Origin of the sequence: Acinetobacter sp. AOR18_HL (assembly GCF_027855145.1) — a bacterium.
Taxonomy (GTDB): domain Bacteria; phylum Pseudomonadota; class Gammaproteobacteria; order Pseudomonadales; family Moraxellaceae; genus Acinetobacter; species Acinetobacter pittii.
Map to the genome: position 1 here is coordinate 1 of NZ_JAKTIG010000031.1, position 22,682 is coordinate 22,682.

General features: G+C 36.8%; 21 protein-coding genes. 12 read left to right on the plus strand and 9 right to left on the minus strand.

What is annotated here, in order from left to right:
* Nucleotides 1-54 precede the first annotated feature (54 nt).
* From MKL51_RS08105 to MKL51_RS08135, 7 genes are all read left to right on the plus strand, one after another.
* Nucleotides 55-1,080, plus strand: coding sequence for an IS30-like element ISAba125 family transposase (locus MKL51_RS08105; RefSeq protein ID WP_079265503.1), 1,026 nt, complete (start codon nucleotides 55-57; stop codon nucleotides 1,078-1,080).
* 164 nt (nucleotides 1,081-1,244) lie between these two features.
* Nucleotides 1,245-1,634 (plus strand): hypothetical protein, encoded by a 390-nt coding sequence (locus MKL51_RS08110; protein ID WP_025468408.1) that lies wholly within the window; start codon nucleotides 1,245-1,247, stop codon nucleotides 1,632-1,634.
* Nucleotides 1,635-1,748: 114 nt separating this feature from the next.
* On the plus strand, nucleotides 1,749-2,630 hold the full coding sequence (locus MKL51_RS08115; RefSeq protein ID WP_002113536.1) for a LysR family transcriptional regulator: 882 nt from the start codon (nucleotides 1,749-1,751) through the stop codon (nucleotides 2,628-2,630).
* A gap of 245 nt (nucleotides 2,631-2,875) precedes the next feature.
* Nucleotides 2,876-3,580, plus strand: a complete 705-nt coding sequence (locus tag MKL51_RS08120) for a CoA transferase subunit A (RefSeq protein WP_002113873.1) — start codon at nucleotides 2,876-2,878, stop codon at nucleotides 3,578-3,580.
* 1 nt (nucleotide 3,581) lies between these two features.
* On the plus strand, nucleotides 3,582-4,223 hold the full coding sequence (locus MKL51_RS08125) for a 3-oxoacid CoA-transferase subunit B (protein ID WP_014206696.1): 642 nt from the start codon (nucleotides 3,582-3,584) through the stop codon (nucleotides 4,221-4,223).
* Nucleotides 4,224-4,339: 116 nt separating this feature from the next.
* On the plus strand, nucleotides 4,340-5,749 hold the full coding sequence (locus tag MKL51_RS08130) for a short-chain fatty acid transporter (RefSeq protein WP_017481176.1): 1,410 nt from the start codon (nucleotides 4,340-4,342) through the stop codon (nucleotides 5,747-5,749).
* A gap of 65 nt (nucleotides 5,750-5,814) precedes the next feature.
* Entirely contained in the window at nucleotides 5,815-6,987 is a 1,173-nt protein-coding gene (locus MKL51_RS08135; protein ID WP_017481177.1) for a thiolase family protein, read from the plus strand.
* Nucleotides 6,988-7,033: 46 nt separating this feature from the next.
* On the opposite strand, the gene MKL51_RS08140 is transcribed toward MKL51_RS08135, so the two are convergent.
* The 4 genes from MKL51_RS08140 to MKL51_RS08155 form a co-directional block, all read right to left on the minus strand.
* Nucleotides 7,034-7,927: a LysR family transcriptional regulator gene (locus MKL51_RS08140; RefSeq protein ID WP_003651675.1), complete on the minus strand. Its 894-nt coding sequence runs from the start codon at nucleotides 7,925-7,927 to the stop codon at nucleotides 7,034-7,036.
* Nucleotides 7,928-8,160: 233 nt separating this feature from the next.
* Nucleotides 8,161-9,054 (minus strand): LysR substrate-binding domain-containing protein, encoded by an 894-nt coding sequence (locus MKL51_RS08145; RefSeq protein WP_002113716.1) that lies wholly within the window; start codon nucleotides 9,052-9,054, stop codon nucleotides 8,161-8,163.
* 547 nt (nucleotides 9,055-9,601) lie between these two features.
* Nucleotides 9,602-9,823, minus strand: coding sequence for a hypothetical protein (locus MKL51_RS08150; RefSeq protein WP_014206692.1), 222 nt, complete (start codon nucleotides 9,821-9,823; stop codon nucleotides 9,602-9,604).
* A 110-nt stretch (nucleotides 9,824-9,933) separates the two neighbouring features.
* Nucleotides 9,934-10,116 (minus strand): hypothetical protein, encoded by a 183-nt coding sequence (locus MKL51_RS08155; protein ID WP_017481179.1) that lies wholly within the window; start codon nucleotides 10,114-10,116, stop codon nucleotides 9,934-9,936.
* A gap of 404 nt (nucleotides 10,117-10,520) precedes the next feature.
* On the opposite strand from MKL51_RS08155, the gene MKL51_RS08160 reads away from it, so the two are divergent.
* Nucleotides 10,521-11,939 (plus strand): aspartate ammonia-lyase, encoded by a 1,419-nt coding sequence (locus MKL51_RS08160; RefSeq protein WP_017481180.1) that lies wholly within the window; start codon nucleotides 10,521-10,523, stop codon nucleotides 11,937-11,939.
* 55 nt (nucleotides 11,940-11,994) lie between these two features.
* Here MKL51_RS08160 and MKL51_RS08165 read toward each other — a convergent pair whose 3' ends face one another.
* Nucleotides 11,995-14,199, minus strand: a complete 2,205-nt coding sequence (locus tag MKL51_RS08165; RefSeq protein WP_017481181.1) for a TonB-dependent siderophore receptor — start codon at nucleotides 14,197-14,199, stop codon at nucleotides 11,995-11,997.
* A gap of 515 nt (nucleotides 14,200-14,714) precedes the next feature.
* Here MKL51_RS08165 and MKL51_RS08170 point away from each other — a divergent pair.
* Both MKL51_RS08170 and chrA read left to right on the plus strand, forming a co-directional pair.
* Entirely contained in the window at nucleotides 14,715-16,001 is a 1,287-nt protein-coding gene (locus MKL51_RS08170) for an MFS transporter (RefSeq protein WP_017481182.1), read from the plus strand.
* Nucleotides 16,002-16,184: 183 nt separating this feature from the next.
* On the plus strand, nucleotides 16,185-17,531 hold the full coding sequence (chrA, locus tag MKL51_RS08175; protein WP_017481183.1) for a chromate efflux transporter: 1,347 nt from the start codon (nucleotides 16,185-16,187) through the stop codon (nucleotides 17,529-17,531).
* Between the two features lie 76 nt (nucleotides 17,532-17,607).
* On the opposite strand, the gene MKL51_RS08180 is transcribed toward chrA, so the two are convergent.
* On the minus strand, nucleotides 17,608-18,216 hold the full coding sequence (locus MKL51_RS08180) for an FMN-dependent NADH-azoreductase (RefSeq protein WP_017481184.1): 609 nt from the start codon (nucleotides 18,214-18,216) through the stop codon (nucleotides 17,608-17,610).
* A gap of 95 nt (nucleotides 18,217-18,311) precedes the next feature.
* On the opposite strand from MKL51_RS08180, the gene MKL51_RS08185 reads away from it, so the two are divergent.
* The gene (locus MKL51_RS08185; RefSeq protein ID WP_080612851.1) at nucleotides 18,312-18,707 is read left to right on the plus strand and encodes a winged helix-turn-helix transcriptional regulator; all 396 of its coding nucleotides are present in this window, start codon (nucleotides 18,312-18,314) and stop codon (nucleotides 18,705-18,707) included.
* Here the strand turns inward: MKL51_RS08185 and MKL51_RS08190 are convergent.
* Entirely contained in the window at nucleotides 18,704-19,558 is an 855-nt protein-coding gene (locus tag MKL51_RS08190; RefSeq protein ID WP_017481186.1) for a helix-turn-helix domain-containing protein, read from the minus strand. The genes MKL51_RS08185 and MKL51_RS08190 overlap by 4 nt on opposite strands.
* A 166-nt stretch (nucleotides 19,559-19,724) precedes the next feature.
* On the opposite strand from MKL51_RS08190, the gene MKL51_RS08195 reads away from it, so the two are divergent.
* On the plus strand, nucleotides 19,725-20,642 hold the full coding sequence (locus tag MKL51_RS08195; protein WP_017481187.1) for a DMT family transporter: 918 nt from the start codon (nucleotides 19,725-19,727) through the stop codon (nucleotides 20,640-20,642).
* A gap of 33 nt (nucleotides 20,643-20,675) precedes the next feature.
* On the opposite strand, the gene MKL51_RS08200 is transcribed toward MKL51_RS08195, so the two are convergent.
* A complete protein-coding gene (locus MKL51_RS08200; protein WP_017481188.1) occupies nucleotides 20,676-21,680 on the minus strand; it encodes a homoserine dehydrogenase in 1,005 nt (334 codons plus the stop codon).
* Nucleotides 21,681-21,789: 109 nt separating this feature from the next.
* Nucleotides 21,790-22,581, minus strand: a complete 792-nt coding sequence (locus MKL51_RS08205) for a sulfite exporter TauE/SafE family protein (protein WP_004747277.1) — start codon at nucleotides 22,579-22,581, stop codon at nucleotides 21,790-21,792.
* Between the last annotated feature and the right edge of the window lie 101 nt (nucleotides 22,582-22,682).

Below are 22,682 nucleotides of genomic sequence, written 5' to 3' on the forward strand. Positions count from 1 at the left end.
GGCAGAGTAAAACTTGAAGTGCGACATAAACCACCTAATTAATTTAAAGGGTTTATGGAGTATATAAAATTGTCATACCATCATCTTAACTTTGAAGATCGTACTGCATTAATGCTTGAGTCAAGAAAAGAAGGCTTTTCAGCCAGAAAATTTGCTGAACTCATTAAAAGACATCCTAGTACGATCTATCGTGAGCTTAAAAGAAATAGCATCAATGACGTTTATCAAGCTCGATATGCTTCTGATAACACCTTCGCTAGACGTAGACGTGGTCACAGAAAACTCAAAATCGATTCAATCCTCTGGAAATTTATTGTTGAAGCGATCCGTTGTTTATGGTCTCCTCAGCAAATAGCAAAGCGTTTAAAGACATTTCCTGATTTGGATCAAACAATGAATGTAAGCCATACAACGATTTATTCAACGATACGAGCATTACCCAAGGGTGAGTTGAAAAAAGACTTATTATCCTGTCTGCGTCATGAAAATAAAAAGCGAAAAGCTAACGGTGAACCTAAAAAAGATTCTATATTACAGGATATTAAAACTATTCATGAGCGCCCAGCCGAAGTTCAAGAAAGAAAAATACCGGGTCATTGGGAAGCTGATTTAATTAAAGGTAAAGACAATAAAAGTTCGATAGCAACACTTATTGAACGAAATACACGGCTCTGTATCTTGGCAACATTACCTGATGCAAAGGCAGAATCAGTGCGCAAGGCTTTAACTGAAGCTCTGAAATATTTACCTGCAGAACTGCGTAAAACGTTGACCTATGACCGTGGACGCGAGATGTCAGAACATAAAATACTCGAAGAAGATTTAGGCATAGATGTATATTTCTGTGACCCACATTCACCTTGGCAAAAAGGCACATGCGAAAATATGAATGGTTTAATTAGGCAATATTTACCTAAAGGGATTGATTTAAATCAGGCAGATCAGCATTATTTAAATCAAGTTGCCATGTCACTGAATACTCGTCCTAGAAAAGCGTTAGATTGGCTTACACCATTAGAGAAATTTGCTCAGCTTGTTGATTATCATAAGACTTTTCAAACTGTCGCACCTCATGTTTGAATTCGCCCACATTTAATTTTTTGACGTCTAATTTTTAGCTTTATTCATCTTTTTATCTTTATGGGGGGGGACAAATTTATACTCTTTATTTTTAAAAATAGCATTTATTTAATTTAGATTATTCAATAGAATAACAATATAAAATCTTGATAAGAAAACAAAATATGATATGGATTAAATTTATAATATACCCTTTGGGGATGTTTGTACTGTGGCAAATTATTTTCATAATTACGCAACTCTCTTTAACATACCTAAATACGCCACAAGTCATTGTAGCTATACTTTCATTGATCATAAATTGCGGTATGCAAATTTTGATTGGTTATAAAATCCCTCAATTAGCACCAAAATATAAATTTGTAGCGAGTGCTACATACATTATTCTCTTCACCTTTTTGTTAGCAATCTATTCAACAACTATTTTATTAGAAGGCTTAAAAGTTGCTCCTCAAGCAATTTGGCTAGGTTATTTGTTTTTCCATGTAGTTGGAATGGCTCTATTCTTTGCTAATAACACAGATGAGTTTTGTTGGGAAAATTTACTGAAGTAGCTCAGCCTATTGTCCCCTGCTTTATTTTTATTTTTTTGTCAAAAAAACATCATATTAGACAAATTTTCGTATAAATTACCCTTCTAGATGAGTTGGGCAATCTAAAGGATAGAAATGACGCTTAAACAATTAAAAGCTTTTTTAGCCCTTGCGCGTACACTCAACTATGCTAATGCATCATTAGAGCTACATCTCAGCCAGTCTGCTTTAAGTCTTACTATCAAAAGCTTAGAAGAAGAATTAGGCGGAAAACTATTTAACCGTAATACTCGCCGTGTTGAGCTTACCCAAGAAGGTAAATCCCTTATTCCCTACGCTAAAAAATTACTCGCCAATTGGGATGAAATGGAAAACGATGTTAAACAACGTTTTAAGCTCAATCGTGGAACCTTAAGTATCGCTTCAATGCCCTTCGTGACTCATGCGATTCTGCCTGAAGTAATTCATCAATTTTTAGAACTTCATCCCAACTTGAACTTTTCAATTCAAGATATTCCAAATGAGACCATTATAGAAAAAGTACAAGACGGTATTTTTGAGCTTGGTATCTGCTTTGAACCTGATCTCACCGAAGGCCTAGAGTTCAAACCACTATTTGAAGAAGATTTCTTAGCTCTATTACCAAAGACTCACCCACTTGCTCAATCATCTTCTATTACATGGCAAGAGCTTTGTTCAAATCCATTCGTGACATTGCAAAAACCTTCAATTGTTCGATATTTGGTTGAGCAGAATTGTTTGCGAAATAATATAACGCTCGATTTGAAAGTTGAATGTCATCAAATTTCATCACTCTCAAGCTTTGTGGCTTATGGAATTGGGGTGAGTGCAATTCCAAGGCATTTTGCTAAACACATTGATAAAGAACATAACGTACTCATTGAGTTAAAGGATGAATCTATTCATAAGACTGTAGGAATTGTTTATAAAAAGAACTTTGAAATTTCAAATATTTCGACTCAATTTATTGAAGCTTTGATTCAATATAAATTTTAAAAAATTAAAGACTGCTTTTTAGGATGAGCTAAGCACACGCTTAAGCTAAAATTATTAATTATTATAATTTTCAATGATATGAGGTGATTTTTTAAAGTATTTTTCTTTATGTTCGTCTGATCTTTTGTAGACGATTTGAAACTATTCATTGATTATACTTATTAATCATTTAAAAAAATTAACTTCTATAACGCAAAATGTGATGCTAAAACTAAGATTACTAAGGGATATAGGATAACAATAGAATGAATAAAGTTTATGCCAATGCTGAGGCAGCATTAAAAGACGTTATTGCAGATAATCAAACACTTGCCGTAGGTGGTTTTGGTCTATGTGGAATTCCAGAAAAACTGATTGTTGCAGTTAAGCAAAGTGGTGTGACTGGTCTCACATGTATTTCAAATAACGCTGGTGTAGATGATTTTGGTTTAGGTATTTTGCTTCAAACAAAACAGATCAAAAAAATGATCTCTTCTTATGTTGGTGAAAACAAAGAATTTGAGCGCCAATATTTAAATGGTGAACTTGATGTAGAACTTACTCCACAAGGTACATTAGCTGAAAAGTTACGTGCTGGCGGTGCTGGTATTCCGGCGTTCTATACTCAGACTGGCGTCGGTACACTCATTGCCGAAGGTAAAGAAGAACGTACCTTTAATGGCAAAAACTACATTTTAGAAGAATCTTTAACAGCAGACGTGGCTCTTGTTAAAGCCTATAAGGCAGACAAGGCTGGTAACTTAGTGTTCCGTAAAACTGCTCAGAATTTTAACCCTGAATGTGCAATGGCTGGAAAAATTACAATCGCCGAAGTTGAACAGGTTGTTGAAATTGGTGAATTAGATCCAGATGAGATCCATTTAGCGGGTATCTATGTAAACCGCATTGTACTTAATGCGTCACCTGAAAAACGTATTGAGCATAAAACTTTAAGCACGGAGGCAGTATAAAATGGCTTGGTCACGCAATGAAATGGCACAACGTGCTGCAAAAGAACTTGAAGACGGTTTTTATGTCAATTTAGGTATTGGCTTACCTACTCTAGTTGCTAACTATATTCCTGAAAATATTAATGTTTGGCTTCAATCTGAGAATGGCCTATTAGGTATTGGTGAATTCCCGACTGAAGAAACTGTCGATGCCGATTTAATTAACGCCGGTAAACAAACGGTTACTGCTCGTCCTGGCGCAGCATTTTTCTCAAGCTCAGAATCTTTTGCCATGATCCGCGGTGGCCATGTCAACATTGCAATTTTAGGCGCAATGGAAGTTTCCGAAAATGGTGACTTAGCGAACTGGATGATTCCTGGCAAGAAAGTCAAAGGTATGGGCGGTGCCATGGATTTGGTTGTTGGTGTCCAAAAAGTTGTAGTGCTTATGGAACACTGTGCAAAAGATGGTACGCCAAAGATCGTTAAAAACTGTAGCCTACCTTTAACAGGTAAAGGTGTGGTTCATCGCGTCATTACTGACTTAGGTGTAATGGACATTACACCACAAGGCGTAGAGCTGATTGAACTTGCTAAAGATGTCACGCTTGAACAGATTCAAGCTGCTACTGGCGTTGAGTTTTATAAAACCTTAGTCGCGTAAATTTTAATTTTTAGTAAGCCAGATAAGACTTAAGTTAGAAAGTGAGCTTGAGTCTTAGCCCTTTAAAGCACCGGATGTGCTGTCTATAAATAAGAATGAGAAGGATTTTTTCAGCTATGGAAAAACAGCAAGGAATTTTTGAAAGATTTGCTCTTCGGATTAGTGACTGGTCTGAAAAATGGTTTCCTGATTCATATATTTTTGCATTACTTGGCGTCATTATCGTGTCAGTTGCCGCTTTAGGTATTGGCGCACCTATTCACGATGTTGCGACTTCCTTCGGTAACGGTTTCTGGAGTCTTATTCCCTTTACCCTGCAAATGACGATGCTCATTATTGTTGGTTATGTCGTTTCTGTATCTAAGCCCGTAAAGTTCCTAATTCAAAAAATGGCACGTATTCCAAATTCAGGACATGGTGCTATTGTTCTAGTTGCAACTGTCAGCTTATTAATTTCTCTGGTCAACTGGGCAGTAAGCACGATTCTTACAGCACTTTTAGTGATTGCATTAGCGAAACGTAAAGAGCTAAATATGGATTACCGTGCTGCGGCTGCGGCTGCGATTATTGGTATGGGAGCAACATGGGCACTGGGGATTAGCTCTTCGGCAGCACAGCTTCAGGCAAATAAAACCAGTTTACCTGAGTCAATTTATAACTTAACTGGCGTTATTCCATTTACTGAAACGATTTTCCTTTGGCAATCAATTGCGATGACCATTATTTTGGTGATTGTTTCAATCGCAATCGCTTACTGGTCAGCTCCAAAAGGTAATAATGTTAAAACGATTGATAGTTTTGATGTTCAGTTTGAAGAAGATAAACCACATGATGAGAAATCTAATCGTCCAGGTGACTGGTTAGAAAACTCGCCTATCTTAACGATTATTGTGGTCGCATTAGGCTTAATCTGGATGTTTTTTGAGTTTTCAAAAAGTAATCCAATCATTGCTATTTCAAGTTTAAACACCTACAACTTTGTGTTTTTAATGCTTGGTTTAGCGTTACATGGCACACCACGAAACTTCTTAAATGCTGTTTCAAAGGCAGTTCCGGCTGTCTCAGGAATCTTAATTCAGTTTCCACTTTACGGAAGCATCGCCTTTATTATGACGCAAGCTTTAAACAGTCAAGATTTATCGCTGTCGCATTATATAGCTGAGTTTTTCGTTTCAATCGCCTCAAAAGAAACCTTCGCAATTGTGATGGGAATTTACTCTGCCATCCTTGGGTTCTTTGTGCCATCTGGCGGTGGAAAATGGATTATTGAAGCCCCATATGTAATGCAAGCAGCAAATGATTTAAAGGTTCATTTGGGTTGGTCTGTACAAATTTATAATGCAGCCGAAGCTTTACCAAACTTAATCAATCCATTCTTTATGCTTCCAATGTTAGGCATTCTAAAACTAAAAGCAAAAGATGTGATTGGTTTTACAGTCACTCAGCTCGTTGTGCATTTTCCATTAGTTTTATTTTTATTATGGTTCTTTGGAAGAACACTTAGCTACACCCCACCTACTTTTTAATTTACTGGCGCCTTTAGTTTCGGCTAAAGGCAAATTTAGCAAATACATCAATAAGAGATATTAAGATGAGTTCAATTGTTATAGTTTCAGGTAGCCGTACTGCAATGGGCGGTTTTCAAGGCAGTCTATCGGCTTTAACTGCACCAGAACTTGGTGCTGCTGTTATCCGTGAATCGATCCAACGTGCAGGTGTTGCACCTGAACAAGTAGATGAAGTTATTTTTGGTTGCGTATTGAGTGCAGGCATAGGTCAAGGTCCTGCTCGTCAGGCGATGCGTAAAGCTGGCGTGCCTGACCATGTGGGAGCTGTGACCATTAATAAACTATGTGGTTCTGCGATGAAAGCGGTGTTAATGGCTTCAGACACCTTAAAAGCTGGTAGTGCCAATATTATTGTGGCAGGTGGCATGGAATCTATGACCAATGCACCTTATATTTTACCGAAAGCTCGCGGTGGTTACCGTATGGGTCATGGTGAAATTAAGGACCATATGTTTTTAGATGGTCTTGAAGATGCAGAAACAGGCCGCTTAATGGGTTCTTTTGCTCAAGACATGGCAAATACCAAAGGCTTTACCCGTGAGCAAATGGATAACTTTGCGATTTCTTCACTTAAAAAAGCACAAACTGCGATTACGGAAGGTTACTTTAAAGACGAGATCGTTCCAGTAGAGGTAAAAACACGTAAAGGTGTCGAAGTTATCGATCAAGATGAGCAACCATTAAAAGCCAATCTTGAGAAAATTCCAACATTACGCCCCGCTTTTAGTAAAGATGGTACAATTACAGCTGCGAACTCAAGCTCAATTTCTGATGGTGCTGCTGCATTAGTACTAACCACTGAAGAATATGCTCAAAGCCATGGTTTAAATACTTTGGCAAAAATTGTTGCAACTTCTACTCACTCACAACATCCAAGCGAATTTACCATTGCTCCGATTAGTGCAATTCAAAAAGTACTTGAGCGCGCCGGCTGGTCTGTTGATGAAGTAGATGCTTGGGAAATTAATGAGGCTTTTGCAATGGTCGCAATGGCGCCAATTCATGAACTCGGCATTGATGAGGCAAAAGTAAATGTCCATGGCGGTGCTTGTGCTTTAGGCCATCCAATTGGCGCAACTGGTTCAAGAATTATTCTTTCTCTTATCTATGCTTTAAAACGCCTAGATAAAAAGAAAGGTGTTGCTGCGTTATGTATCGGTGGTGGTGAAGCTACAGCTGTCGCAATTGAAATATAAAAATCAAACCACACAGAAGGTGTAAGAGTTTTTCTTACACCTTTTTTTACACTTTAAAAAGTTCATAACAGGTTTGGCGGAACCATTTATGGCTACTTTTATGATGACAAGACATATGCCAATGTTGTTTAACATCATAGGTTGGGAAGTCTAGAGGTGCTGGTAAAATCTGTAAATTTTCTCTAACCAATAAGACTTGGCTTAAATAATAAGGCACGGTTGCGATCGCATCGGTTTCTTGAACGACTAACCCCACTCCAAGATAGCTTGGTAATCGAATTAAAATATTTCGATCCAACCCTTTGTTCTGCAATTCATTTTTAATATGGTAGTGCCCGATTCCCGCATCAATATCGATATGATACTCGCGCATATAATCATCTAAAGTAAAATTATTTGGGTCTAAACGAGGATGGCTCTTAGAGCTAATCACCACATAATGTTGTTTAAAAAACTTTTGTTGATAAAAGCCTTCTTCTAATTGGGGTAAAAAGCCAATTGCAAGATCAATCTCACCATTTGCCATTTGATAGCTGGTTTCTGGTGTAATCGGCCTAATATTCAAGCGAATTAAAGGCGCTTTCTCTTTTAAATAGTTTGTTAATTGCGGTAATAAAACCAGATGAGATACATCTGTCATTGCAATTGTAAAAAGCTGATCTGAAGTTAGCGGATCAAAGTTCACACTAAAGTTATTAATGCTTTCCACTTTATCAATAACTTCACTAATGAGCGGAAAAATCTCCTTTGCTAATTCGGTTGGGATCATCTCATTCCCAACACGAATAAAAAGTGGATCATTAAAATGCTGACGGATTTTGTTCAGTCCATTACTAACGCTCGGTTGTGTAAGGCCAATAGCATCAGCAGCCATTGAAACACTTTTAAACCGATAAATATGATAAAAAATATTTAGTAATCTACTATCTAGATCAAACAAAATTGTCTCCGTCTGGATCAAATAATCCATTCAAAAGGAATGAAGTCAGGCACAGCAAATATAAAAATGCTCACTAGATTTCTGAATTATTGATATATGGTCTAAATTAACAAAGAATCTAGACCATGAGCAATGCTTTATAAAGCCTTTCATCACAAAGACAAAGGTGTGAGCTCTTTAATTGATTACTTTGTATGTAAATATCTTGAAGACATCACATATCATTATAAATTTTAATCATGCTGAGTTTGGAAGCCCTTCCAGATTTGCTGAACTGATTTGTTATCGCTCAAGTTATTTTTAAAAATGTAAATATCTTGCGGCAGGCAGTATTCATTATGGTCCAACATGACCAATTTTCCGGTAGCGAGATCTTCCTCTACATTAATTTTTGGAATCCATGCTACACCTAAACCTTGTAATACAAGCTCTTTCAAGTTGGTAGCATTGTCAGTTTCATATAAGGTTTTATAGATCAGTTTACCTTCAATCAATTGATCGACCAATTTGCGCAAATAAGCATGTTTACTATAAGCAAGTAATGAAAAATTACTCTGAATTGTATGCTTAGGCGTATGATCTGCTTCAGTAGCTGACACTGGAACAATCTCTGTTTCAGCGATCTTGATGCCACTTAAAATATCATCCCCAACTCGATTAATATTAGATCGATCTGCATAACAAATCATAAAATCGCAAGCACCTTCTTTTAAAAGAGATAAGCCTTCACCACTATTTGTCGCGACAATTTCGATTTTTAAATCACGCATAAATGTTGGGAATTTTTTTAAAAAAGTGGTTAAAAAACCTGATGCTAATGAGTGGACAACACAGAAACGAATCGTAGATTCGGTTTCATTTTTGATGTTTTTAATCAGCTTTGCTGTTTCTTCTACCTGCTTCTCAATATTTTTAGACATCACCAGCATAATCCGTCCAATGTCTGTAAATTCAATATTATTTTTATTATTTCGAATAATAACTTCAGCTCCGATCATCTCTTCTATTTGCTGAATTCTACGCGTAAACGCAGATTGACTAATAAATCGTTTTTCGGCTGCTTTTGAAATAGAACGCTCACGCTCAAGTGTCAAAAGGTCTTCTACCCAACGTACTTCTAAGTTCATTTTATGCATTCCCTTTTTATAGTTATGTCCTTAATCTGTCTGGTTGGGAAGCTGAATAAATAGCTGAATAGATGAATAAAAACTATAAAACATGGGAGTACCTGCAAAAATGCGATGGAGGATTGGCAAAGCCAAACAATAAAAGTAAGTATTTAAATAATTCTGACATAGAAAAGAGCGTAAGAGAATAAAAGACTTTGATTTAACTCAAGAACTCATACAAATATAAAATTATTAATCTAAAAATTATTTTAAATCAAAAAGTAAGGAGTATATAACGCAAGTAAATAACAAGTTTTAAGTTAATAAAAAATAGAAATAATCCTATGCTTTACTCATGTTTTATTTTTTATAAAAAAAGTCCGCACCTTGGGGAAGAATACGGACTGTAAAACTGAAAATGACTATCTTGCTTATTTCAGGAATTAAACTCTCTGACTCAATAAATTCATTTAAATCAGAAGATATGCTTGTAGTATAGCTCAGTCCATAAAACCTGACTATTCTACTAAAGTATTTAACTTAAGATTGAATAAAAACTGAATTTCTAATATTCACCAATGAGGTAATATAACTTTCTTGAAATTTCAACCATCATATTAGAAGTATATTGAGTAATTTCAAAAACTTGCTTTTTCTGGGGATTGAACACCATATTGTCATTTTCATCACTAAAAAAGATATAAGTGGTGTATTTATCCATATGGTGGATATGCTCTTTTAAGCTTAATTTTTCCCCAGAATTGGGATCATAGGCGATAAACTTCATTCTCATGAATTTTGTCTCTATACATACAGTCTTTTACCCAGATTTTAAGAAAATCTAGATAAAACAATATTTTGATGGATAATATGGAATGGTTAACCTAAGAACTAAGGCTACTTGTAAGATATGGGCACAATACTATTAGCATTGTTTACCGAGGTTTCAGCAGAAGCGATTGATTGCTCTGCTTCTTTAAGCAGACGAGAAGTTTTAGACTCACTTTTCTCTTCACCGTGGAAAAGCACATAGTATGTAAAACTTCCCAAAATAATTAATGCGGCTGTGACTTTTAACATAAACTTAAAACTAAGATTTTTTCGTATTATAGTGTTTTTTATGTGAAATGCATCACATTTTTATATGAATTTGTTAGATATGCTTCACTTTAAAAGCTAATAATAAAGATAATTAAGTTGATATTTCACTTAAATTAACTAGTCTTAATTTTTGCAATGGGTTGCTTTTAAAAATTAAATGACCATTCATTATATCAAGCAAATTTTGAAATTAACTTCATCTAATTGTTAAGTTGTTAATTTATATATTGAAATTAATAGTTAAAAATGAACTTTCCTAGTTAGTTGACTATAAAATTAAAAAATTGATATGCAAAAAATGCATAATCAACTTGATAAATGCATTAGAAGTGAAGCATTTCGAAATCTAATATGAATTATCTTCTTTACTAATTCGAAGTTTAATGATGAACGCTGAAATTACCACCCGTATTGAGAAGGATCTTATTGGTTATAGAGAGATCAATAATAACGACTACTACGGAGTTCAAACATTACGTGCTCTAGAAAACTTTAATTTAACTCAAAGCAAGGTCGGAAATTTCCCTCACCTTATTAAAGCCTTAGCAATGGTAAAGCTTGCTTGTGCTGAAGCGAACTATAATCTAAAAAGCTTAGATCAGACTAAATTTGAAGCGATTGAATACAGCTGTAATCAACTTATTCGTGGTAATTTTCACGATCAGTTCCCGATTGATATGATGCAAGGCGGTGCTGGTACTTCAACCAATATGAATGCAAATGAAGTATTAGCAAACGTCGCTTTAGAATATATGGGACACGCAAAAGGCCAATATCAGTATTTGCATCCTAATAACGACATTAACATGTCACAGTCAACAAATGACGTGTACCCTACTGCGATTCGCTTAGGTTTGTTATTAAGCTTAGATGAACTAAATCTTCCTTTTAACAATTTAATCTTAAGTTTCCGCAATAAATCTCAAGAATTTGCTCACATCCTAAAAATGGGCCGTACACAGTTACAAGACGCTGTGCCAATGACATTAGGTCAAGAGTTTGGTGCTTTTGCAGTAACTTTACAAAAAGACCTTGAGCAAATTAATACACTTATTCCAAATGTTTTAGCCTATATGAACCTTGGTGGTACGGCGATTGGTACGGGAATTACTACTGAATATAGTTACCGTGAACTCGCTATTCAAGCACTTGCAAAAATTTCTGGTAAGAAAATTAAGTCTGCTCCTGATCTAATCGAAGCAACTTCAGATATGGGTGACTTTGTTCTTTTATCTGGTTTATTAAAGCGTACCGCAACTAAACTTTCAAAAATTGCTAATGACTTACGTTTACTTTCAAGTGGTCCACGTACTGGCATTAATGAAATTAATTTAGAAGCTCGCCAACCGGGTAGCTCGATCATGCCGGGTAAAGTAAACCCAGTTATACCTGAAGCAATGAACCTTGCTTGTTTCCAGATCATTGCAAATGACTTGGCTGTAACTTTAGCTGCTGAAGCGGGCCAATTACAGTTAAATGCAATGGAACCACTTATTGCATTCAAACTGTTTGAATCTATGGATTTGCTTGGTAAGGCAATGGCAATGTTCCAAAGTAAGTGTATTGATACAATTACGGCGAACCCTGAGCATTGTAAGGCTTTGGTTGAAAACTCGATTGGTATCGTGACTGCACTTAACCCATATCTAGGTTATGAAACTACAACTCGTATTGCTAAAACTGCAAACGAAACTGGACAAAGCGTATTGGCTTTAGTTCAAAATGAAAGTTTATTATCGGCACAAGTGCTTGATGATATCTTGTCGATTAATAATATGGTTAAACCAAAAATGTCGGCTTAATTCCTGAAAATAAAAAAGGAGCTTTTATAGGCTCCTTTTTTATTTGTTCTATATTTTAAAAACTGAAAGTTGTAGAGAACTGGGCTGTACGTGGATTACCTAAGAATAAATAGTCATCACCCATAAATACACCTACATCACGCCAATATTTCTTATTAAACAAGTTATCAATATTGAATCTAAAAGTTGTGTCATGCCCAGCAAAATTTGTTTTATAGGCCGCACCAATATTAAAAACGCTGTAACCGCCTACTTTTGCAGTTCCCTCTTTGTTTGCATATTTACTGCTACTGTATTGCATGCCACTCAATAATCTTAACCCTTCAACTGAAGGTACTTTATAAGATAACTGTGCAGTTGCGCGTACTTTCGGTACATTTTGAGTTTGATGACCTTTGTAGCTGTCACTATCAATATCAACTAGACGAGATTTGGTATAGGTAATACCTGAACTAACATCGAGTGTATCGGTTAAAGCGCCCGTTAAACCTAATTCAATACCTTGATTGTGTTGTTCACCTTGTGAAACAAAATCGAAAGTTCCATCTGCATTCACTTTGCTATATTGATTATCTTGTTTTAAATCAAAAATAGCTGCTGTTACCAAGAAGTTCCGAATTTGTTGCTTAACACCAACTTCATATTGTTCAGAGTTTTTAGGAGATAGAACTTCTAGAGCATTATTAGCGAACCACGGAGCTTCACCACCATCTGATAATCCTTTGGCATATGAGGCATAAAGATTAGTTTTAGCAGTTGGGCTATACATGAGCGCTAATTGCGGTAAAAACTTATTTAAATCGGTATCACGGCTTAGCTGCGCATCTGAATTATAAGTTTGCTCATCAAGATGAATAAGTTTTCCACCGAGTAAAGTTGACCATTGATCATTAAATTGAACTCGGTCAGATATAGTAAATGCAGTCTGATCACTTTCTAAGGCTTTATAACGATCACCTAAGCTTTCCGATGACGGACTATAGTCAATCGTATCTTCATAGATATTGCCTGTTCCTACCGCTACATTCAGTGGTGTATGGTGCTTTAAGGTTTTATATGTACGTTGTAATTCGAAAGCGATTTGATGCTGGATATTGGCAGTGTTGAATTGACCATTTAACCCAGCAGCGAACTGGTTAGTAATACGTGTATCATCTGGGCTGCGGAAGTCATAAATGTCATAATTTCCGTGTTTATCAAAAGTATTGCCCAAACCAGAATATTCACAAATATCGTTATAACATCCCCATGGGAAAGCACTATTATCATCAATCACAACACGGCTTTGCGATGCACTTAAGCTAGCATTCCATTGATCATTAAATGCATATTGATATTTTAAACTTGCATTTACACTGTTATTTACAACAGGTTTACTCCAAGACTGGTAACCCAATAAACGGTCTTGATCTACATTTGTTGGTACTTCTTGCCCATCAAGCAGTTGATAACCCGGTACGGAGCGTTGGCTTTGATGCTGAGCTTCAATATCAAACAATAATTTAGAACGCTCATTAATTTTCCAGTCTAAAGCAACTGAACCAAACTCACGCTTACCATTTGCGTGATCAACATTTGGATGGATGCTTTCATGGGCTAAATTGATTCGATAACCAAAACTATTATTAACAAAGCCGCCAACATCTGTTGCCAGTGTATAGCCACCTTCTGAATTTGCATCTATAGTAATGTTTTTAACATCGGCTGGTCTTTTGGTTACATAGTTAACCACACCACCTGGCGTCGACATTCCAGATTGAATTGCAGAAATACCTTTTAAGATTTCAACTTGTTCTTTATTTTCTAAAGCCACATTTTGTTCGCCACGTATAGTATGGCCATTAATAAGATAACTTGAGCCTAAATCAAGCGCAAAACCACGTGCTACAAAATTTGGATAGTAGCCAATCGCAGCGTAGCCATCGCCTAAGGATGAATCATTTTTAATAACATCAGTCAGTGTTTTTGCGTGTTGGTCTGCTATACGCTCAGAGGTAATGGTGGTAATAGATGCAGGAACTTTCTTTACATCACCAGTTTGAAAACCAGATAAATTGACTTTCTTTGATGTGTATAGTGCATCATTATTTTGTGTAGCGTTCACAGTAATGGTTGGGAGCTGAGAAACCTCCGCTTCATTTGCGTAGACGACAGATGTTATGAGTGCAATAGATGAAGCCAATGCTGTTTTAGAGCATGTCATGAAGTGAAGATTTAACGAACGTCTTTCCATTGAATAACTACCTGCCATACCGTGCATAATTTGAAGCGCTAGAAGTAACTACTGAGCCTATTTTTAGCCACGCAAGAATACAGCTACATATATTGAGAAACAATACATTCTGTACTTTTTCGATTAAGTGTATTTGATACAAATTTTATGAACTTATCATTATATAAATTTCATTTATTTTATTAGGAATTGACACTATAACTTTTTAAGTATTACCAAATATTCAAAATAAACTTAAGCTCGAAATGAAACTTAAAAGGAGAAATAAAATAGAAAAGTACCGTTGTAAATTAGCTCACTGATTTTAAATAGAATTAATTATTAAGTTAAATGAAAGGAAGTGTTCGATCATTGGTAAAAATCTCTTTAAATCGAACAAAAGGACATAATCTTACTAGAAACGAATTTTAAAATTAGAAAAAATGAATGGTTAGGAATTTAAGGAAGTGCTCAGGATTGAGTGATATTTAAAGTTTCATTCTATTTTCTATCCAGCATATCTAAAAATTCCTCATTTTTGTCTGCAAAATGATGGAAGAAATATGACATACACTCAGGAAGAAAAACGTAGCAGAATACGTGGGATTGTAGGCGCAGCCTCTGGTAATTTAGTTGAATGGTTCGACTTTTATATCTATGCAGTATTTGCTGCCTACTTTACTCAAGCATTAACAGCACCTGATATGGATAGTACGACTAAATCTATCTATGTTTGGGGCGTATTCGCTGCAAGCTTTTTTATGCGTCCTATTGGTAGTTGGGTATTTGGACGAATTGCAGACCGACATGGTCGAAAAAAGTCGATGGTCATCTCAATTTGTCTGATGGCTTTGAGTTCTTTTCTATTTGCAGCCCTACCTACTTATGACCAAGTTGGCTTATTTGCCCCTTTTCTTTTACTGGTAGTGCGCTTACTTCAAGGCTTATCGGTTGGTGGTGAATATGGTGCAGTAGCAACATATATGAGTGAATTAGGATTAAAAGGCCAACGTGGTTTTTACTCGTCTTTCCAATATGTCACCCTCTCTGGTGGTCAATTACTTGCCAGCTTACTTGGTGTAATTTTATTAACGTTCTTAAGTGAACAACAATTACATGATGGTGGATGGCGTATTCCGTTTGTTATTGGTGGTATTGCAGCAATCTTATCTTTGCTTGCACGTAGTCGTTTAGAAGAAACGCTTTCTCATCAAGACAGCGAACGAAAAGAGTCTGGTAGCTTAAGAGAACTCTTTAAAAAGCACTGGAAAACCTTTTTATTGGTGGTTGGATACACTTCTGCTGGTTCATTAACGTTTTATGTAGAGACTGTTTATTCAAAAACCTATTTAACCAATTTAGGGATGGATGGAAAAACCGTTGGTTATATCATGACCTTCGCCCTATTTGTCTATATGTGTGCTCAACCTGTATTTGGTGCAATTTCCGACCGTATTGGGCGACGCTCTTCAATGCTGGCCTTTAGCTTATTGTCTGCGATTTTTATATACCCAGTCATGGTGATCGGGATGCGTGCCTATATAGATTCTCCAATCATCATTACATTGCTACTTATTTTTATGATGATGTTACTCAGTTTCTATACATCTATCAGTGGCTTGGTAAAAGCTGAAATGTTCCCACCTCATGTGCGAGCTTTAGGTGTAGGTTTTTCGTATGCAGTAGGTAATGCGCTGTTTGGTGGTTCTGCGCCTTCAGTTGCCTTACAGTTTAAAGCTGCCGGAATTGAAAATACCTTCTTTATATATGTCATTGTCATGCTGATTATCTGTTTCTTGTGTAGCCTTGCGCTTCCGAAAAAACCAGATTATTTAGAACATGATCATTAAAAAGTAAAAGATAGATATTCTTCTAGGGATTTTTTAGAAGAATATCTTTTTAAAATAATAAGAAAGTCATTTTTGTTCTGTATGCTATAGCTGCCTAGCACATCTAACTTATTCAATTAACTAAAAGTTACTAGTTTTTGATGTTCTTGAACCGTATGAATCAATTTTTTGATGGGATAAAAAATGGAAAACGAAAAATCCCCTTTACCTGAAAGTATTATTCAAGTCACCTTCTGGCAAGCCTTTTTATTTTGGCTCAAGCTCGGCTTTATTAGCTTTGGGGGACCAGCTGGACAAATTGCTGTGATGCATCAGGAACTCGTTGAGCAAAAACGCTGGATATCCGAAAAAAGATTTTTGCATGCCCTGAACTACTGCATGTTATTACCTGGTCCTGAAGCACAGCAATTAGCAACCTACATTGGTTGGCTTATGCATAGAACTGCTGGAGGATTGGTTGCAGGTATTCTATTTGTATTACCATCCTTATTTATTTTAATTGGACTGTCTTGGGTTTACATAAAATTTGGAGATGTTCCCGTTATTGCAGGTATTTTCTATGGAATTAAGCCTGCCGTTACCGCAATTGTTTTCCATGCAACTTACCGTATAGGTAGTCGTTCGCTTAAAAATAAGTTTTTATGGATCGTCGCGATTGCGGCGTTTCTTGCCATTTTTGTCTTAAAGCTTCCTTTCCCGCTTATCGTTTTATCAGCTGGTATTGCTGGCTATTTAGCGAGTAAAAAGTACCCAGAACTATTTTCCTCCGCGGCTGGACATAAAGCCAGTCAAAAAGATTATGGTCCAGCATTTATTGATGATGAGACTCCAACACCAGAGCACGCTAAATTCCATTGGTTGCGTTTAGCTAAACTTATTTTCGTGGCAATCGCTTTATGGCTATTGCCAATTTTAGCTTTAAGTTCATATTTTGGCTGGCATCATTCTTATACTCAAATGGCGTGGTTCTTTACCAAAGCTGCTTTACTTACGTTTGGGGGGGCCTATGCAGTTTTACCTTATGTCTATCAAGGAGCTGTAAATCATTTTGGATGGCTTTCACCTACACAAATGATTGATGGTTTAGCTTTAGGTGAAACTACACCGGGCCCACTGATTATGGTAGTGGCTTTTGTTGGCTTTTTAGGAGGCGTCAATCATTCATTACTTGGCTCTGAGCATCTATTTTTTGCTGGAGCACTTGGTGCAGTCATTGTGACTTGGTTTACCTTTCTCTTTTCATTTGTATTTATTTTTGCGGGTGCGCCTATTATTGAATCTACACATAATGAAATTAAATTTACTGCGCCACTGACTGCAATTACCGCGGCTGTGGTCGGTGTAATTTTAAATCTCGCACTATTTTTTAGTTATCATGTGTTATGGCCACAAGGCTTTTCAGGGCATTTTGACATTGTTGCAGCCCTCATTACTGTGGCTGCATTTATTGCTTTATTCCGCTTTAACGTGAACGTGCTATATGTGATTTTTGCATCAGCGCTGGTTGGACTCGCTGTCACTTTCTTTTAGTTATTTATTGATTTAACTTTTTTAATTACTCATAAACACAGCCGAACAGTTTCTTTTCTGTTCGGCTGTTTATATTTTAACCCGCTAATTGTGCGATTTGTGCTGCTGCATTATCTAAGGCAGCTTGACGTGCTTCTGGGCCGAAAGCGATCCCTTCCGCGCGCACAAAAGTAATATCAGTCACCCCAATAAAATTGAAAAACGCTTTGATATAAGTTTCTTGATAGTCTAAAGCTTCGGCTGGTGAACCTTCTGAGTACACACCACCTCGCGAAGAAGCAATAATGACACGTTTCCCCTCTACTAAACCTTGAGGACCGTTTTCCGTATAACGGAATGTTTTGCCAGCAACAGATAGACGGTCAAGCCACGCTTTTAACTGTGATGGAAAGCTAAAGTTATACATAGGTGTGCCAATTACAACGATATCTGACGATAAGAACTCTTCCAAATATTGGGTGTTTCGTGCAACACGTTGCTGCGCTGTTTCATTATTAGGTTCAACACCTTGCCATGCCAAAAACTCAGCATCAGACAAATGAGGAATTGGTTCTAAAGCAAAATCGTGATGAATAATTTCTGCATCAGGATAAGCTGCGCTGAGCTTTCCAATAACAGATGAGGTGAGTTGGCGGCTAACAGACTGCTCACCTAAAATACTTGTGTCAATTTGAAGTAGTTTCATCGTTTATACCTACAGTATAAAATTGTTACTTGAACTAATTATGTTACTACTATTATTCTGATGCACAAGAAGGCACATTTAGGGAACCAAGTAATATGACTGTAACCATACCTCACGATATCCAAAGTTCAGATTGCCAAAGAGTCAGTCAAGTATTGGCTAGAGTTGGCGAGAAATGGAGTATACTCATTGTAATGACACTTGCATCACGTTCTCATCGCTTTTCTGAAATTAAAAGAAGTATCAATGGAATATCGCAGCGTATGCTTACCTTATGCTTGCGTGGTTTAGAAAGAGATGGATTAGTTAAACGTACAGTTTATCCTGTAGTTCCACCTCATGTTGAATATGAATTAACTCCACTAGGCCATTCACTTACAGAACCTGTAATTGCTTTAGGCCAATGGGCGCAGCAGCATATTGCTGATATTGATGCAGCAAGAGCTGCCTTTGATGCAGCTCAAGAGAAACCAATTACATTAGACACTTAACGTAACTGCGAAGGACTCATGCCATAAAACTGTTTAAAGCGATGACTTAAATGGCTTGCTGAGCTAAACCCACATACTAGCGCAATATCATGCAAAGAAAGCTGAGATGACTGAATTAGCCCCTTTGCCTTAGTTAAGCGTCTTTGCATGACATATTGGTGAGGCGCCATATTCATGGACTGTTTAAACATATGGGCAAAATGATATTCGCTTAAATTCACAACATTTGCTAAGTCAGACAAAGTCAGTGCTTGGTCTAAATGCCCTTCAATCCAGTCTTGAATATATTTGAGTTTATGAGGCGCCAGCCCACCTTTAATGACGGGTTGCTGCCACTTCACGTTGCTATATCTTCGAATCAAGTGATTCAACAATAAACTTGCTGTTGTACTCATTTGCAAATGATTTGAAGAATCTTTCCAATCACAATCTAGCAAGAAGAATTGATATAACGCTCGAATCCGTTCATCGTCATTAAACACAACTTCGTTTAGTTCAATTTGATTGGGTTCTTTGTCCCATATTTTTTCGGCAACATCACGCAAATGTTGGTCAGTATAATACAAGTGAACGAATTTAAGCCCACCTCGGATATCCCAAGTCGACTCCTGATGTTCAGGCAATAAGCAAAAACGACCCGGCCCGCCACCATTTTTCCAGCCCGCAGGTGTTTTTTGATAGCTTTCATAGCCATCTTGAATATAAAGACTTAGAGTGTGATGATCGCTACAAACACTTACACGATCTTGCTGATTAGACCAAAATGCAAGTTGCATATTTTCATCAAGCACCACAGTTTCGTGGAGCTTGGCTTTAGATTGCTGTAGCTGTTCTAAAGTTTGATAGGCCATGCAAAATTAAAACGAATATCATTGAGCTTAAGTTAACCATATTCAGCAAAATTCAGCTAGTTCAGTCATATAAAAAACGCAAGATCTTGCATGTACAACACAAGAATATATACGTGAAAAATGAAGCATTCCTAGATACTTAAGCTTGGTAATCGAGGATGAAGTTATGAATATTTTACTCTATGTTGCGGTGGTGTTGATTTGGGGAACAACATGGATTGGAATTGCCGTTCAGAGCCATTATGCAACACCCGTTGTCGCAATTTTATGGCGTTTTGCCATTTCAGCTTTATTACTTTGGGTTGTTTTACTATTTTCAGGAAAATTACAGCGAATTGCTTTAAAAGATCATTTGTTTTGTATGCTACAAGGTCTTTGTGTTTTCGGCCTAAACTTTATTTGTTTTTATACCGCAGTTAAATATGTAAACAGCGGTTTAGAGTCCGTTATTTTTTCGATGGCCGTTTTCTTTAATGCTATTAATGCGCTTATCTTTTTTAAGCAAAAACCATCACCAAATTTTGCCCCAGCTGCAATTTTAGGACTCATAGGTATTGTTTTACTGTTCTGGCATGACCTGGTTAATAGTCAGTTTAATGCACAGTTACTAATGGGTATCGGTCTATGTGCAATAGGCACTTACGGTTTTTCTTTAGGTAATATGATTAGTGTTAGACATCAAAAACGTGGCCTAAATATCTTTTCAACAAACTGTTATGCCATGACTTATGGTGCATTGGTGATGTTAAGTCTAGCGTTATTTACTGGCCAAGATTTAATGCCTCCAATGAATTTCCCATTTTTAAGCTCGGTACTTTACTTGGCTATATTTGGTACTGTTATTGGGTTCTCTGCTTATTTTTCTCTGGTTGGACGTATTGGTGCAGCCAAAGCAGCATATAGCACGTTGCTCTTCCCTTTAGTTGCTTTAACAGTTTCTACTTTCTTTGAAGGATATGTATGGACTTTGAACGCTGTATTTGGAATTTTATTAATCTTACTCGGTAACTACCTAATGTTCAGTAAGTTAGAAATTGGAAAAAAGTTATTTAATAGTCAAAAAAATTGTGAGAAGCAGGCCTAAAAGCCTGCTTTTTTTATAAGTAATAATTCATCTCTAGTAGCCCATTTTAAGCATCAACTCAAAATCTTTTAAAGCCGCGGCTGCTGTGGCTAAAGGCGCAGATGCCCCTCCACTTACAACGAGCTCACCCATTTCTTGAGTTAACACTCGAATGCATTTATTAGAACCTTGCAGATGAGCAAAAGGATGATTTGCTGGGACTAATCTTAATTCAACACCTGTTCGAATTTGCTGATTTTTAATATCAATAAAACCGACCAATCGAGGAATTAGATTCTCTTTTTTCCAATCACGAATATGTTCAGCCGTAACATGACTGATTCCTTGTCTTGGAATATCTTGAATTTTTATATCAGCTCCCAAAACAGTATTTGCTAATATCGTAATTTTGGCAGCAGTATCCCACCCATCTACATCAAAAGAGCTGTCAGGTTCTGCAATCCCTTTTGCTTGAGCTTTTCCAAGAGATTCTGCAAATTCGCATCCGTGTTGCAACATATCATTCAAAATAAAATTTGTGGTTCCTGTAAAGACACCTTCTATTTCTAAAATTTGGCAGCCAGCTAAGTTATATTCAAACAAATCAACAGTCGGTAAGGCAGCAGCTGTCGCACCGCTAAAAAAAAGTTTTTTATTGTGCTGATGCGCCAAGTTAATTAATTTTCTACCTTCTACAACTAAAGCACCTTTAGATACCGCAATCGCATTCATGCTATGTGTTAAAGCATAATCTAAATAAAATAGGCCTTTTCCACCTGTCACATAGTCACTTGGCCCTGTCTCAATAATGACATCTGCTTGAACCTGTTCTAAAAACTTTTGCTCAGTTAGACCTACTTGATATTTTGTTTTATCTAGCCACTTTGAAGCTTGTAAACCTTCTTGATCAATTAAACCTGATGATGAGTTGCAGACACCCACTAAACGGGCATCAATTTGATATTTTTGTTTATAGTAGTTCGATCTATTTAAAAGAAGCTCTGCAATTTGTTGCCCAATCCGTCCAAAACCACAAATTGCTACGTTAACTCGCTTCATATCGCTTTCTCAAAAATTTAAATGGTTTAAATCAAATTTCCCAAGAGAATTTTAACATCTCGTCTTTGGAAAATTGCTAACTACAGAGATAGTTAAAATACTATATTACTTAGATATTTGTTAGATTAACTATCTTAATGACCATATAAATTGCGACAGCAAAAACCATTAAAGCAAAGACTTTTTGCACAATTGCAGACGGAATAAAACGAATAGCTCTGCGCCCTAATAACATACCAACTGCACATGCGAGCGCAAACGCACTAGTAATGCCTACTGGATAGTGAAAACCCTCTGCAATATGCATCACAATACTCATTCCACTAATGAGAAAAATAATCATAAGTGACGTTGCAACAATGCTATGCATATCCAAATTTGTGACTTTTCTAAGCGCTGGTACAATTACAAAGCCGCCACCAACCCCTAGCATGCCTGTTAAAAGCCCAGCAATAATTCCGATGCTGGCAAGAACGCTTCCCGTTTTAAAATTCCAGATAAAGCGTCCCGTACTTGGGTTAACCTGACACGGCGGGTTATGAAAGTCTGATACTCGGTTACTAATAAGTCGATAGCCCACTGTAAACATGACCAAGCTAAACATTAACATGAGCCAAATAGGTGAAATCGTGTTAGCTATTAAAATGCCGATATGTGCCATAGGAGCACCAATTAGGGCAATCCAGATTGCAGCGCGATAACGCACAATCTTTTTAAATAAGCCTTCGATGGTTCCTATGAGAGTAGATAGCGCAACTGCCAATAACCCAATCGGCGCAGCTTGCGCCACACTCCAGCCTTGACTGGTCATAAGCGCGGGTACAGCAAGAATACCCCCACCTGCACCAGTAAGACCAAGTAAAAAGCCAATCACGATGCCTTCAACGACAAGTAATAACATATCAAAAGCCTAAAATTGCATATACATCATTTGCAGTAGACTGCTGGTTAATGAGTGAGTAGATCTCGCCTTCTTACGAAGCTTCAACCGCTTCTCAGGAC